The organism is Candidatus Arsenophonus phytopathogenicus (assembly GCF_056113345.1).
In genome coordinates this window covers 1438867-1454414 of record NZ_JBUIOB010000017.1, presented here as the reverse complement: position 1 = coordinate 1454414, position 15548 = coordinate 1438867, and the positions used below count along the sequence as shown (strand labels likewise).

The window sequence follows — 15548 nt, the reverse complement described above, 5'->3', positions numbered from 1 at the left end:
GAGATTTCTTTCCTTGTCTCAAATATTATTATATCTAAAAAGTTAAAACTTTATTGGATGCTAATGTCCACTGAACTAAATCAACCAAAGTGGCGCTGCTAATCCCTTTAATTAACGGTAATTCAGTGATACCTCGCGCATCAGTACAAGTCTTACATAATTTTATTTCCACTTGCTGCTCAAGCAAGATTTCTAACATCTGTTTTAAATTATAACCATCAACTGGCTTTTGATTATCAAGACCTGCAACAACCTCATCAGACATTAAAAAATTTTCATTGCAGTTGTCGCTGCCTGTTCCTTAAATGCAATCGCCAAACGTAGCGCATTAAAAAGATTTTCATCACCATAAGCGGCACCATTAGCAATAATCAAAAATAGTTTTTTTTCTGACATCGAATTCTCCGTAATTATGTAATAAAACATTTCAATTGTTTCTTATTGATGGACTGTATTTCATCATATCAATCATCGTATCCACATAACGAATCGCATTTTCTTTGATACTAAAACTATCTGGTACACATAACCAATTTTCAAACAGGCCAGTAATCGCTGCACGTATCATAATTGCTGCGCACTGGGCTTCGATATTGACAGGCAACTGTTTTTTCCACTAAGGCGCTTAACAGAGTGACTAGTCGTTTATGGTTAATCATATAAATTTCACGCCGTAATTCAGAAAACTGTGCCATTTCACCTATCAATTCACATTTATGAAATAAATCTCAGTTAGCTCCCTGTTTTTAGTATCGTCAAAAAAGTAAATAAAATATAATATAATAATTTTCTCAATACAAAAAGTGGACCATTGGGGTATTTTAACTGATACTTTTTCTGAGTTTCAGTTATTTGTTCATCAATAAATTTACAAGCTTCAGAGAAAAGATCGACTTTATTTTTAAAATGCCAATAAATAGCACCACGAGTTACACCTGCAACCTCTGCTATATTAGACAATGAGGTAGATGAAACACCATACTTAGAAAATGTTCTAATTGCTGCATCAATTATTTCTTGGCGAATTATTTTCGCTTGTTGCTTAGTTTTTCGTGCCATTTTAACTTACTTTCTTCTTATTAAAGTAAATTTACAAACATTCATGTATGTTTGTGCAATAGAATAGGAGGCTTATAACATAATAATTCACTAGGTTTCTGATTTGAAATTGATATCTGAATATTGAGGTTTATTTATGCAAAAAAACAGAGGGGTCTTACCTCTGGTAATATTACTACTCTCAAGCTGTTTGCTCTTGACTGCATGTGGCGATAATGCCCAGCAAGGTAATATTGCACCTCCAACACCTGAAAGTTGGTGTCGTAACATTGGAAGTAAAGCCATTGACAGTTACAACTGAACTGCCTGGCCGTACTAACGCTTTTCGTATTGCCGAGGTAAGACCTCAAGTAGAGGGTATTATATTAAAAAGAAATTATAAAGAAGGTAGTGATGTTGAAGCTGGAGCTTCTTTATATCAAATAGATCCTGCAACCTATAAAGCAAATTATGACAGCGCAAAAGCTAATTTAGCAAAAGCAAAAGCCAACGCAGAAATTACTCGTTTAACTGTAAGCCGTTATAAGCCTCTATTAGGAACAAATTACATCAGTAAACAAAAGTATGATACTGCAAACGCTAATTATGCTCAGGCATTAGCTTCTCTTAAGGCTGCTGAGGCGGCAGTTGAAACCGCGCGTATCAATCTTGATTATACCAAAGTAGCAGCGCCTATTTCAGGCCGTTCCGGTAAATCCAGCGTCACAGAAGGTGCATTAGTCACGACCGGGCAAACTACTGCGCTAACAACCATTCAACAGTTAGACCCTGTCTATGTTGATGTTACCCAATCCAGTGACGATTATCTGCGTTTAAAAAATGAGATTGCTAACGGCAATTTATCTAAAGAATCACAGCAAGCACCTGTTAGTTTAAAAATGAATAATGGTGAAGTTTATGCACAAAAAGGTGTTCTTCAATTTTCCGATGTAACCGTTGATGAAAGTACGGGTTCTATCACAATGAGGGCTGTTTTCCCAAATCCAGAAAAACAATTACTGCCTGGTATGTTTGTTCGTGCTGTTTTAAAAGAAGGCGTGAAAAAAAATGCGATCTTAGTGCCACAGCAAGGTGTAAGTCGGACACCTCGTGGTGAAGCCCAAGTGATGATTGTTAATACCAATGATGAAGTCGAAACCCGTAAGGTAATTACTGCGCAAGCAATTGGTAATCAATGGCTAATAGCTAAAGGACTAAAAGCTGGAGAGCGTGTCATTGTTATTGGGCTACAAAAAGTCAAGCCTGGTATGAAAGTGGTAGCTAAAGAGACATCATTAACTCCAAATACAACCAAAAAATAAATTTTCTACGCAAAAGTCTTAAATTAAGGGAGTCGATAATTAATGCCTCAGTTTTTTATAGAACGGCCAATATTCGCGTGGGTAATAGCAATTATTACCATGCTTGTTGGTCTATTGGCAATTATCAAATTACCGGTGGCGCAATATCCAACCATTGCACCACCTGCTATATCGGTTTCAGCAACCTATCCTGGAGCTGACGCCACCACTGTACAAAATAGCGTTACTCAGGTTATCGAACAGAATATGAATGGGATTGATAATCTGCTTTATATGTCGTCAACCAGTGATGCAATGGGTAACATGACTCTGACACTTACCTTTGAAGCTAGAACAGATCCCGATATTGCACAAGTACAGGTACAAAATAAATTACAATTGGCCATGCCATTACTGCCCCAAGAAGTACAGCAGCAAGGCACCCATGTTAATAAATCTACCGGTTCTTTCTTGATGGTAGTCGCTTTTATTTCTAAAGATGGCTTTATGAATCAAGAGGATATCGCTGATTATGTTAACTTTCACATTAAAGATCCTATCAGTCGAGTAAAAGGGGTCGGTAAAACCCAGCTGTTTGGCACTCAGTACGCTATGCGGATCTGGTTAGATCCAGATAAACTTGTTAAATACAATATGGCCACTCAGGATGTTATCAATGCCATAAAAATTCAAAACCACCAAGTTGCTGCCGGTCAGCTAGGTGGCACACCACCGATCGCAGGCCAACGACTGAATGTTTCGATTATTGCTCAAACGCGGCTAAATAATGCCGAACAATTTGCCAATATCCTGTTACGAGTTAATCCGGATGGTTCTCAGGTTCGTTTAAAAGACGTTGCCGTCGTTGAGTTAGGTGCGGAAAACTATAGCATCAAAGCAAAATATAATGGCACGCCGTCAGCCGGTATTGGTATCAAATTGGCTACCGGTGCCAATGCCTTAGATACCGCAAAAGCCGTACGTGCTACGCTCGCTGAAATGGAGCCGTTTTTCCCTAACGGATTAGAGATTGTTTACCCTTATGACACCACGCCGTTTGTAAAAATTTCAATTAACGAAGTAGTGAAAACGCTGATCGAGGCTATCATGCTAGTCGTCGTTGTTATGTACTTATTCCTGCAAAACTTCCGTGCAACTTTGATCCCAACGATCGCAGTTCCTGTTGTTTTGCTTGGTACATTCGCTATTTTGTCTGCGATGGGTTATTCAATTAACACGCTTACCATGTTCGCAATGGTGCTCGCTATCGGACTCTTAGTCGATGATGCGATTGTGGTAGTAGAAAACGTCGAACGTGTAATGCAAGAAGAAGGATTATCACCTAAAGAAGCTACCAAAAAGTCGATGGGGCAAATTCAAGGGACACTTGTCGGTATAGCCTTAGTATTATCGGCGGTATTTATCCCTATGGCTTTTTTTGGTGGCTCAACGGGCGCAATCTATCGTCAATTCTCGATTACTATTGTCGCTTCAATGGTGCTCTCCGTTCTGGTCGCGTTGATCCTAACTCCCGCCCTGTGCGCCACAATATTAAAACCTATCCCTAAAGGTACTCATGGTAAACAGACTGGCTTTTTCGGTTGGTTTAACCGTACATTTGAAAAAAGAGCGCATCACTATACCAATAGTATTGGCCATATGCTTAGAGGCACGGGCCGTTACCCGGTTATTTATGTTATATTAGTTGCCGGTATGGCATTTTTGTTCCTAAAGTTGCCCTCTTCATTTCTTCCCGAGGAAGATCAAGGGGTACTTTTGACTATGGTTCAGCTACCACCTGGTTCAACCCAGGAACAAACAGTCGCAGTGCTTCATGATATTGACCAATATTATCGCACCAAAGAAAAAGCGAATGTTAAATCTGTCTTTACCGTAAGTGGCTTTGGCTTCGCAGGACAGGGACAAAACATGGGGCTTGCTTTCGTCGTACTACAAGATTGGAAAGAACGTCATAGTGCTGAAAGCCATGTTTCTCAAATTATTAATCGTGCCAATCTTGCCTTTTCAAAAATACAAGAAGCTATCATCTTCTCTTTCAATATCCCTGCTATACCTGAACTAGGTACTGCCAGTGGTTTTGATTATGAACTTGTTGATCAGGGTAATTTAGGCCATGAGAAATTAATGGCTGCTCGTAATCAACTACTAGGGCTTATCGCTCAACATCCTGATATATTGCAAAATGTCCGTCCTAACGGGCAAGATGATACTTCTCAATATCGTTTTTATATTGATCAACAGAAAGCGGAAGCATTAGGTGTTTCTATCAATGATATTAACGCAACGTTAAGCACCATGTTTGGCGGCATCTATGTAAATGACTTTATTGATCGTGAACGCGTTAAAAAAGTTTATGTACAAGCCAATGCCCCATTCCGGATGTTACCCGCTGATATTGAAAAACTTTATGTCCGCAATAATCAAGGAAAAATGGTACCTTTTTCTGCATTGATTGATCATAGCAAAGATCCATGGCTATATGGTTCACCACGTCTGGAACGCTATAATGGTTTACCTGCAATGGAAATCCAAGGTTCTGCGGCACCAGGGAAAAGTACCGGTGATGCAATGCTATTAATGGAGCAACTTACTAAAAAATTACCTGAAGGTATTGGTTATGAATGGACCGGTATGTCTTACCAAGAACGTCTTTCTGGCAATCAAGCACCTGCTTTATATGTAATTTCTCTTATTGTCGTCTTTCTCTGTTTAGCCGCTTTATATGAAAGTTGGTCAATTCCTTTTTCTGTTATGCTAGTTGTACCATTAGGAGTTATTGGGGCATTACTCTTCACTTCAATTCGGGGATTAGAAAATGACGTTTACTGTAAGGTAGGTTTATTAACAACTATTGGTCTATCTGTCAAAAATGCCATTTTAATTGTTGGGTTTGCTAAAGGCTTAATGGGAAAAGAAGGAAAAGGATTGATTGAAGCGACAATAGATGCTGCCAGAATGCGTTTACGGCCTATTTTAATGACATCATTAGCATTCATGCTTGGCGTTTTACCGCTCGTTATTAGTAACGGTGCAGGTTCAGGCGCGCAAAACTCTGTAGGTACCGGTGTACTTGGAGGAATGATTGCAGCAACCACATTAACAATCTATTTCGTTCCAGTATTTTTTGTCGTTATACGTAGACGTTTCACAAATAAATATTAGCTTAGTTAGATTATTAGTAATATTTCCATTAAAAGGCCAGATATTCTGGCCTTTTAAGTAAACATGTTTTTTAATAAATGAAAAATAACTCTAAATATATGACTAGAACTTATTTTTTAATAAAAAATAAATAATAGTAAAATAACACAGTAATACTGTAACTTTTTGTATATATTTGATATTTTACTCTAGATTAGTTCCTTGATTAACATCATATAACAAAAAACTTTATACAGAGATAGTGACTTATGTGATAATAGTGCTATATTAATATCCAGTAGGTTGTTTGCTTTACTTTTGCTATGCTCACACAAGTATAAATTTTATAAATTATCTACATTCTTCTGATTGTTTATCGACACCCATTTATAATTTTGGTAACAATCATAATTAATAGTGTTTTGATTTTACAAAAAATAAAACAATATATTAATTCAATGATAATTTCTTCATCTTTAGCAGTATTATGCAATAAAAATGAGTAATAACCCGTAATCTGTGGTTTAAATGGAGGTGATTATGGATGAGTACTCACCAAGGAGTTATGATATCTTAGTGCTAAAGTATTTATGTGATGCTCTATATCGTGAAGCGATGTTAACTTTGCATAGGACAAAAACTCATTGGAAAAATGATCTTGGTTCCGATTCAAAGCGTTAAACTTAATGTATTAATTGATCATATCACAGATTTTATTGGTCAATTTAAATTAAAATATCCGAATAACATAAACCTTTTTATTTTTATTGACGAATATTTGGATGAAACTTATAACCTATTTGGTAAACCTGTAATGAGCCTAACAGATATTTCTGATTGGCAAAAAATGAATGAGCATTTGGTTGAAATATTAACAAATGATATAAAATATTCATTAAGTAACACTTGACGCAACAGCCAATAACATTCATATTTTATATTTATACATCTATAATTTAAAGAAAAGAAATTATGACTAAAATTGACTATCTGAGGCGCTTAAGAAGATGTACGACTATCGAAACATTGGAGCGCGTAATCGAAAAAAACAAATATGAATTATCTGAAGACGAACTTGAATTATTTTATTCTGCCGCAGACCATAGGTTAGCAGAGCTCACAATGAATAAACTTTATGACAAAATTCCTTCGTCAGTTTGGAAATATGTTCGTTAATAAGTAAATCTTTCCTTTATCAGATAGGATATGGTTATAATTTTAGCCGATAGCCGTTATAGGCTTTTATTAATAACTATATAACTTAAAATATTGATTCATTGCACGGATAATTATATCGTGGTGTTGCTTACCTTATTAGATTAAACAATGAACCATATTTATATTTTCACTTAATCAAAAAATAACCCTATAATTATCCTCACTCAACCATAGCTCTTTTTCATTAATAAAAACCATACCTAAACAATAACTATTTATGAAAACAATCAATGTAATGCTATTTATTTTTTAATTAATAATTCAATTGTATCATTAATCAAAATTCTTAATTTCACATAATCTTATTTTTCTATAAAAACTAAACCAAAAACTGGCATTTAGATTAAAATGAAAACTCATCAAATTAATTGAAATTTTTCTCTATGTAAAAAACCAACCATATTGAATTAATTTAGCAATTTTCAACATAAAAACAATTTTTGTTAACTGGATTAATTTTATCTGAAAAAATATAAATATCTTAGAAGTGTTAAACTGACGGAGTCCTGTCAGCGACATCCCGGCACATACACCCCTTGCTATGGCTGCTTCTTTCCAGACCTGACCCAGTTAACAAGTTAGCATTGCGGGAAAACCAACAGGACCCCATTGAATGGCTCTATATGAACAACAGAGGCACGCATTATGCGCTATTCATATTCAAATAGCAAGAAAACAGAAATCAAGTGTTGTTTTCTTATTCAAATAGATAATATTAAACATACAAATAGTTTAACAGTATATAAATAATAACAAAAAAGATTAAAGTTGACCTTATTTACAACAAAATAAGTATCTAATCTAGTATAATCTTAATTTACCAATCTTCGAAGTGATGAAAAAACAATTTTCAATATGAAATATAAAAATATATTAATAAAAAATCCACAAATAAGTAAGAATAAAATAGAAAAAAGATTAATTAACCACATCTAGACGTTCTACGCTATCAGTATGTAATAAATTACCAATTTGTTGCAATTGGTACATCTGAGCATAAAGCCCCGAGTGTCGTAATAATTGATTATGTTTGCCTTGCTCAACGATTTTTCCACGATGTAAAACAAAATTTTTATCCGCGTCTATAACGGTAGAAAGTCGATGAGCAATAACGATTAATGTTGTCTGCCGACGAATTAACTGTAAAGCTTTTTGGATTGCTCTCTCAGTTCCCGAATCGACATTGGCCGTTGCTTCATCCAATATTAAAATTTTCGTCGTTCGTACTAAAGCACGCGCTAATGCCAATAATTGCTTATGCCCCGCAGATAGCATGTTACCTTGCTCACCTAACAGAGTATTTAAGCCATCAGGCAATTTATATACCCAATCAACAAGCTGCACAGTTGCCAAAATATGCCAAACCTTCTGTTCTGAAATTTTTCTTCCCAGAGCGATATTGTCAAACAAAGTCGTTGCTAAAATAACCGGATCTTGCTGCACTATAGTAATAGAATTACGCAACACATGGTGAGAAAGTAAGCATAACGGGCGTTCATCGAGTAATATTTGTCCTTTTTGCCATGGATAGTATCCCATTAATAAGTTAGTAATCGTGCTTTTTCCACTACCTGTATGCCCAACTAATGCGACAAATTCGTTATCCTCTATCTGCAGATCAATATCGTACAATACATATTTATCATCACGATAAGCAAAAGAAAGCTTTTTCATATCCACGCACCCTGACAATAAAGGTAATTGATCACAGCCATAACATTGTCGAGGGCTATCTATCAATTCAAAAATTCTTTCTCCTGAAACTACCGCTTGTTGTAATACAGATTGTTGTGAGGTTAATTTAATTAATGGCTCATTTAAACGCCCAAGATAATTAATAAACGCATACAATACTCCAACACCAATAACATCTATCCCCTTAAATCCAAATAATAGAATTAATCCACAAAGAGTTAGTGCAGAAAAGAAATTCAATAGTGGGCGTAAAAGAATACTATCTAACTTTAATGCCTGCATCCGGGCTATATAGTGCTGGCGATTCACTGCTAACATTTTCTCACCAAATCGGGCTCATTGCCTAAATTGTTGAATAATAGTCATGCCGTTAATTATTTCATTAAAACCATCATTAATATCAGCTAGGTAAGTACGTACTCGACGAACAATTGGTGTACTTAAACGCTGATAAATTACCATGACCAAAAATACTACAGGGAAAATTAAGCTAGCAACCATTGCCATTCTCCACTCTAAAAAAACATCGCTACTAACATGGCAATAATTAGCGCTACACTACGAAATATAGTCGAAATAACGGTTACAAATAGCTCCTTAACCACTTCAGTATCATTTGTCACTCGAGAAATCAGTTGCCCTACTGGTTGATTATCAAAAATACTCAATGGCTGCCTGATAGCGGCACTCATCACATCTGTACGTAATGTTTAAACAACTCTGATAGCGGCTTGATTAAATAAGATTGTTTGATAATAGTGTGAAATGGCAGCAATAATTTGTGATGCAAAAAAATTATTATTAATATGACCCGTGCTTTTCAACGGCATGTAACCTGTTGCTAACATATTATCAATAAAGTAACTCACCAAAAGGGGCCCACAAATTTCTGCCCCAGCTCTATCCAGGATATCAAAACAGCAATAATTATCGGTTTACGAAATGAATTTCCATAAATTAATAAGCGTTTTAAAGATGGCCATAAACGACGACGATTATTCATGCTCATTTTCCAATGAGGCTTCAATTTGCTGATAGCTATGCATATCTCGATACCAACCAGGTTTTCCAATTAATTGCTGATGAGTACCTTGAGATAAGATAGTACCTTGCTGCAATACAAGTATCTGATCTGAATCCACTAATGCAGACAATCTGTGGGCACTAATGATGATAGTATGACACCCTTGCCACTGGCGTAAATTTTTTAAAATTCTATTTTCAGTCTTTCCATCTACCGCAGACAAAGCATCGTCTAATATCAAAATTTCAGTATTAAATAATAGTACTCTTACAATAGAAATACGTTGTTTTTGTCCACCAGACAACATAATGCCACGCTCACCAACTTGTGTGCTATATCCATTAGGTAAACGCAAAATATCTTCATATACATCAGCTAGTCTCGCCGCTTCCTCTATTTCTGTTTGGCTAGCAGTTGGTTTACCTAAAGCGATGTTACCCGCTATGGTATCGGAAAATAGAAATGGTATTTGGTTCACCACTGCCAGTCTCCCTGCTGAATATTAGTCAGAGAAATAGATTGGAACAAAATTTCACCATCAATAACATCAAAATGGCGCTGTAATAATGATAATAATGTTGTTTTTCCTGCCCCGGTTGGACCACAAATTCCAACTAATTGCCCTGGCTGTATATGAAATACAATATTATGTAAGGAAGATATTGCAGCACCTGGATAATTAAATTGCAGAATATTCACCTTCAATTGACCAACTCTTTGCTGTAAACACTGTTTTCCATCAATAATTGATGGGCGTTGTTCAAATAAAACACAAATCCTACTATACGCAGCGCTTCCACGCTCAACAATATTAAACATCCAAGCAAGTGCTAACATTGACCATATCATAAGTCCTAAATACATAACAAAACTGGTCAAATCACCTAATGTCATTTTATTATGCAAAACCATCCAGCTAGCGCCAAAAAATTTGCAGCACCTATCGCAATATAGATTGTAGGGTCAAATTTCGCATCAACTTTAGCAACATGCATATTTTTACGTCCAGCCTCTAATGCGGCAATCTCAAACTGATGGGATTGGTGATCTTCGATACCAAACGCTTTAATCATACGGATACTAGTTAAATTTTCCTGGGCATAGTTATTGAGAGAAGAAAATGTCGCTTGAGCAGATTTAAAGCGTGTATGCAGTTGCTCACCATATCGCTTAATAATGACTGCCATGATTGGCATTGGTAGCAATGAAAGCAGGGTCAGTTGCCAACTAATCTCTATGCCCATGACAATTAACACAGCACAACCCATACTAGTGTCAGGACACCTTCTCCCGCCGCAAAGACAACTCGATCAACATCATTTGTTGTACGTGCAATAAAATCGCCTACTCGATGTCGTAAATAAAACTCGCGAGTTTGGCGACTAAATTGTTGATAAAATTTTTGTCTTAACTCTACAGCTAATTTATAAGAAGTGCCAAATATAACGCAATCCATAAATAATAAATGCAATAAGCACCATCACACTTATACAACCCAAAAGTTGTTTAATACTCATGATTTGCTTACTAATACCATCAATAATAAAGCCAACAAGCCGTGGAGGAATAAGTTGTAACCCTGCAATAAAAATTAATAACATAACAGCACCAAAATACCGGCGCCACTCAGTTAAAAAATACCAACGTAATTGAGAAAATAATCTCACATTTTTTTATCCTGATATTGAACATTGCATCAAAAAATATAATAAAATACAGCTCAATAAATTAATCAGATACAAACAAAATTGTGATATATTTTATTTTCTCAATCAAAAATAAAAATAATCAATTCAATTAGCTATATTGTTGACTATATGTTTATAAAAACTATCGTAACCCACCAAATGTTATAATGTTATATAAAATATTTTTAACAACCTGACTTTATCAGCTTTATAAGCAATGTAATATCAGGATGTATTCAACAAATAATAGCATTTTTATCGCATAATTACATAAAATTAATATGCTACCGATAATAAATAGTCAGAATAAAATAATTCATATTTTATAATTTAGACAAATAATATAATACTATGAATATATCTTCCCAATTAAGGATATCTAAACTAGATTAAACTCGGTAACATAACGTATCATCTTCACTAGCAAAATTTGTTACTTGTACTTTATCGATGGATAACATTAAGCATGACGAAACGAGCAGTTATTGTATTTAGTGGCGGACAAGATTCGACCACTTGTCTTATACAAGCAATAAAACAATATAACGAAGTTCATTGTATCACTTTCAATTATGCTCAACGTCATAGTGCTGAAATTGTTGCTGCTCAAAAAATATGCCACCATTTTAACATCGCAGCACATAAAATACTGGATGTCGGATTATTAAATGAACTTGCTATCAGTAGCCTAACTCGCGACAACATTCCAATACCTTCCCATGAAAAAAGTATTGAAAGTGAATTACCCAATACTTTCGTTCCAGGACGTAATATTTTATTTCTAACACTTGCTGCTATTTATGCTTACCAAGTTCAAGCTGAGGTGGTTATAACCGGTGTCTGTGAAACAGACTTTTCTGGTTACCCTGATTGTAGGGATGAATTCGTTAAAGCGCTCAATCAAGCTATTTGTCTGGGTATAGCTAAACCAATTCGCTTTGAAACCCCTCTTATGTGGCTAAATAAAGCCGAGACTTGGGCACTAGCCGATTATTACCACTCATTAAAATTAGTACAAAATAAAACCCTTACTTGTTACAATGGTATCATAGGCAATGGTTGTCAACAATGTGCTGCTTGCCATCTGCGTGCAAAAGGATTAAAATATTATCTTAATCATCGACAAGCAATCATGTCCTCTTTAAAACAAAAAACGCACCTTAAATGATTTTAAATAAATACTATTTAACGATATTCAAACAATAAGCCAATTTAACTTACAATCAATGCCACTATATTAATTAATACAAGATACAATAAATTATTTTTAGTACTTTTGGCTTAAATATAATCTTACACTTCTAGCGTATACTGGTGTAATGAATAAGGAACTGAGATTAATAATTCCCTCTGAGCTCCTATTATGTATTAATAGGTTAATTTCTCACGATTCTTTTCAATAAAACCTAAACCAATACCTGGCACATCTTGAAGATGTTCGATTGACTTAAATTCTCCAAATTTCTTACGATGTAACACGATTAACTGTGCTTTTTCAATCCGATCCCATTTAATTTCTCCACCAACTCCTCTTCAGATACAGTATTGATATTAACTTTATCATCCATCAACTGTCGCTTGACTGTTTTATTTATAACTGATTTCGTTCCAGTTTGCGTTTGATCATTAACTACTTTTAGCTGATCAGATTGGGCAAATGCGGTATGAGAAAATCCTATCGCAAAAATTAAGATCCTAGTTGTATATATTAGTTTCTTTTTTATTATTAGAAACATCTTATAACCTCCTTGTTAATTAGTAAAAATCAATATTTATTTACCAAAATTGATATTATATTTCCCTAATGTATACGCTTTATGGCAGTTTGCTAAGCAATTCTGTGATAATTTTCTATAAAAAAACAGACTTTCTAAGCAATGGATAAGATACAAGAATAAAAAAAACATTACGACAATAAAATGATATAACAGCAAGAGGCTGCACAAGCGCAGCCTCTAATTTATGTAATTGTATAAAATTATGTGGAAGTCGATCGCAAATTACTCAATTCGGCCTAAATCGACTTTAGCCTTATCACGTAAATTCAACATCAGTGATTCCATCATCACATCGCCAAGTATCATTTTATAGCGTTGCGAAAAAACTTTTAATTCATCTTCCATCGGTTGCCCCTGAGTAACTTTGACCAATTGAATAATCACTAAATTATTTTTGCTATCTTTGCTACTGAGATAAGTCGGTGTATTTTCTTTAAGAATTGGCATCTGAAAAATTTGCTCAGCCAATGAGTCATTTTGATCAAAACGTTTGATAATCTTTGCCTCACCAAAGGTAATACCCTGTTTTGCCAAAGCCGCTTCACCTGTCCCTTGTTTTAATGCGGTCAGCAATTTATTGCCCTCTGCTTCCATCCCTTTTGTAGCTTTATTAAGCTTGACTAATTCAGCTACTGATTTTTTCACCTCATCGAATGGTTGTGTTACCTCTGGTTTATATTTTTCAACTCGAATCACAAACGCACGATCACCATCGACATTAATAACATCTGAGTTAATACCTGTTGGCCCATTTTTATCTAATAAGTTGCCGTTAAAAATAGAATCAGCCACTTTATCAAATCTTATTTCTTCAGGAAGATTATTACGACTAAACCAATCTGTTGTTACCGCTTTAATACCAGTAACTTTTTCAGCTGCTGCTAACGATTCGTTATCATCCATCGCCGCGCGACTTGCAGTTTGCTGTAATGAATAAAATGCATTAATCGCTTTTTCATTTTTTAGGCTATCGGCAATCTCAGTTTTTACTGACTGAAAAAGTTTTATTACTTCAGGTTTAATATCATCAAGACGAAATATAATATAATTGCTAGCCGATTTTATTACGCCAGAAATCTGTCCTTTTTTAGTTAGATTCGCAGCAATAATTTCACTTGGCGTTGAAGTCGCCTCCATCCAACCAAGAGCACCATGATTTGCTGCACTAAATTTATCTGTCGATTTTTCGGTAACTAATTGCTTAAAATCAGCCCCACCAGCCAATTCTTTAGCAACGGAATCGGCTTCTTTTTCTGTTGCCAACTGGATCATGCTGTAATGTTTTTGCGCAGGCTGCGTAAAATTAGCTATATTTTGCTCATAATAGCTTTTCAGCTCTTCATCTTTGACTGCCACATTTTCACGTTGAGAAGCGGCATCTAACTTAATATAACTAACCTGTACCTGTTCGGGTGAAATAAAACTGTTCTGATGTGTATTATAGTAATCTTGTAATTCTTTATCTGTAACCGTTTGTTTAGATTGATAGTTAGCAAGCGATATAGTTGCTGTTTTCACTTCACGTTGCTGTAAAAGTAACTCAGCATAGGACTTAATTTCTTCAGGTAAGACAAATTCATCTGTCACATACATTTTACTGAGTTGACGGTTAATCAAATTTTGTCGTATTTCTTGGGCAAGATCATCGGCATTAACATTATGTTGAGATAAAATAGCCCGATATTTTTCACTATCAAAATACCCGTCAGTCTGAAATATCGGCATGTTGTAGATATCTTGCTTAATTTGCTCATCACTCGCCGTTAAACCCAATTGATTTGAATATTGATTAAGCAATGTCACACCAATTAAACGTTCTAAAGCTTGACGACGCAACATCTGGATCCCTTGCTCGCTGCTGGCAATTTCAGTAAATTGATCACCTAGTCGTTCTTGTAATGCTTGCTTTTCCTGCTGAAAAGCTTGCTGTAATTGAACTTGACTAATTGCTGTGCCATTCACTTTCGCCGCGTGATTACTTGAACCGCCAATCAGGTAACCACCAACGCCGGTAAGCACAAAAGATAGGATAATAATCACAAATACTATTTTTAGCACAGGACTATTCGCCGCCGTGCGTAGGTTGTCCATCATAAAGAGGCTACTCTCCGTTTTAGTCAAAGTAAATACACGCATAATACGCTATTTTAGCGTAAAAGAAAAAAGCGCATCACCTTTATGATACGCTCGATCCTAACTTACTAAAACAATTGATTCAATTTTAGTTTATCCGTTAACAGTATGCCTCAATCCTTATTTTTTCTTGTGGCCGTTAACCGTATCTTTTAATCCTTGGCCAGCTTTAAATGACGGTACCTTTGCCGCAGCTATCTTAATGGCCTTGCCTGTTTGAGGATTACGTCCAGGACGTGCTGGACGATTTTTAACTTCAAAAGAGCCAAAGCCTATTAACTGAACTTTATCTCCTTTTTTGAGAGTTTGAGATACAATTTTGAGAAATGCATTTAACACGCTCTCAGAGACTGATTTAGCAGCCTTTGACTCTTTAGCAATTTTTTCTATTAGCTCTTTCTTTTTCACGCCTATCATCCCCCATTTTATTAATTATGGATTAAACAAACATATTGCTGACGGTTCACAAAAAGATGACACCGTCGTATCAATACTACAAAAGTATGGCAAG

At 35.4% G+C, this 15548-nt stretch carries 9 protein-coding genes, 1 other RNA gene and 5 pseudogenes; 6 read left to right on the top strand and 9 right to left on the bottom strand.

From position 1 onward, the window contains the following. Positions 1-34 precede the first annotated feature (34 nt). Positions 35-396: pseudogene (locus tag AC01GB_RS11120) on the bottom strand (DsrE/DsrF/TusD sulfur relay family protein). Positions 397-427: 31 nt separating this feature from the next. Then, positions 428-1059, bottom strand: a pseudogene (gene acrR / locus AC01GB_RS11115) (multidrug efflux transporter transcriptional repressor AcrR). 136 nt (positions 1060-1195) lie between these two features. On the opposite strand from acrR, the pseudogene AC01GB_RS11110 reads away from it, so the two are divergent. From AC01GB_RS11110 to AC01GB_RS11090, 5 genes and pseudogenes are all read left to right on the top strand, one after another. Continuing rightward, positions 1196-2360, top strand: a pseudogene (locus AC01GB_RS11110) (efflux RND transporter periplasmic adaptor subunit). Positions 2361-2402: 42 nt separating this feature from the next. Further along, positions 2403-5522 (top strand): efflux RND transporter permease subunit, encoded by a 3120-nt coding sequence (locus AC01GB_RS11105; RefSeq protein WP_474451851.1) that lies wholly within the window; start codon positions 2403-2405, stop codon positions 5520-5522. A gap of 507 nt (positions 5523-6029) precedes the next feature. Beyond that, on the top strand, positions 6030-6182 hold the full coding sequence (locus AC01GB_RS11100) for a hypothetical protein (RefSeq protein WP_474451850.1): 153 nt from the start codon (positions 6030-6032) through the stop codon (positions 6180-6182). Then, positions 6160-6411, top strand: a complete 252-nt coding sequence (locus AC01GB_RS11095; protein WP_474451849.1) for an Hha toxicity modulator TomB — start codon at positions 6160-6162, stop codon at positions 6409-6411. The genes AC01GB_RS11100 and AC01GB_RS11095 overlap by 23 nt, the downstream gene beginning before the upstream one ends. Before the next feature lie 62 nt (positions 6412-6473). Beyond that, a complete protein-coding gene (locus AC01GB_RS11090; protein WP_032115134.1) occupies positions 6474-6677 on the top strand; it encodes an HHA domain-containing protein in 204 nt (67 codons plus the stop codon). Between the two features lie 546 nt (positions 6678-7223). Here the strand turns inward: AC01GB_RS11090 and ffs are convergent. From ffs to AC01GB_RS11075, 3 genes and pseudogenes are all read right to left on the bottom strand, one after another. Next, positions 7224-7320, bottom strand: an RNA gene (gene ffs, locus AC01GB_RS11085) — signal recognition particle sRNA small type. 317 nt (positions 7321-7637) lie between these two features. After that, positions 7638-9417, bottom strand: a pseudogene (locus tag AC01GB_RS11080) (SmdB family multidrug efflux ABC transporter permease/ATP-binding protein). After that, positions 9410-11105, bottom strand: a pseudogene (locus AC01GB_RS11075) (SmdA family multidrug ABC transporter permease/ATP-binding protein). The pseudogenes AC01GB_RS11080 and AC01GB_RS11075 overlap by 8 nt, the downstream one beginning before the upstream one ends. 487 nt (positions 11106-11592) lie before the next feature. Between AC01GB_RS11075 and queC the strand changes: the two are divergent. Beyond that, entirely contained in the window at positions 11593-12294 is a 702-nt protein-coding gene (queC, locus tag AC01GB_RS11070; protein WP_474451848.1) for a 7-cyano-7-deazaguanine synthase QueC, read from the top strand. A gap of 200 nt (positions 12295-12494) precedes the next feature. On the opposite strand, the gene AC01GB_RS11065 is transcribed toward queC, so the two are convergent. The 4 genes from AC01GB_RS11065 to AC01GB_RS11050 all read right to left on the bottom strand — a co-directional run bounded on the left by AC01GB_RS11065 (position 12495) and on the right by AC01GB_RS11050 (position 15445). Next, positions 12495-12605 carry a ComEA family DNA-binding protein gene (locus tag AC01GB_RS11065; protein ID WP_474451847.1) on the bottom strand — a complete coding sequence of 37 codons (111 nt, stop codon included), beginning with the start codon at positions 12603-12605 and terminating at the stop codon, positions 12495-12497. 2 nt (positions 12606-12607) lie between these two features. Beyond that, positions 12608-12862: a ComEA family DNA-binding protein gene (locus tag AC01GB_RS11060; protein ID WP_474451846.1), complete on the bottom strand. Its 255-nt coding sequence runs from the start codon at positions 12860-12862 to the stop codon at positions 12608-12610. Between the two features lie 264 nt (positions 12863-13126). Beyond that, the gene (gene ppiD, locus AC01GB_RS11055) at positions 13127-14998 is read right to left on the bottom strand and encodes a peptidylprolyl isomerase (protein WP_474451845.1); all 1872 of its coding nucleotides are present in this window, start codon (positions 14996-14998) and stop codon (positions 13127-13129) included. A gap of 159 nt (positions 14999-15157) precedes the next feature. Beyond that, complete coding sequence (locus tag AC01GB_RS11050; protein ID WP_474451844.1) at positions 15158-15445, bottom strand: HU family DNA-binding protein; 288 nt, start codon at positions 15443-15445, stop codon at positions 15158-15160. Positions 15446-15548 lie beyond the last annotated feature (103 nt).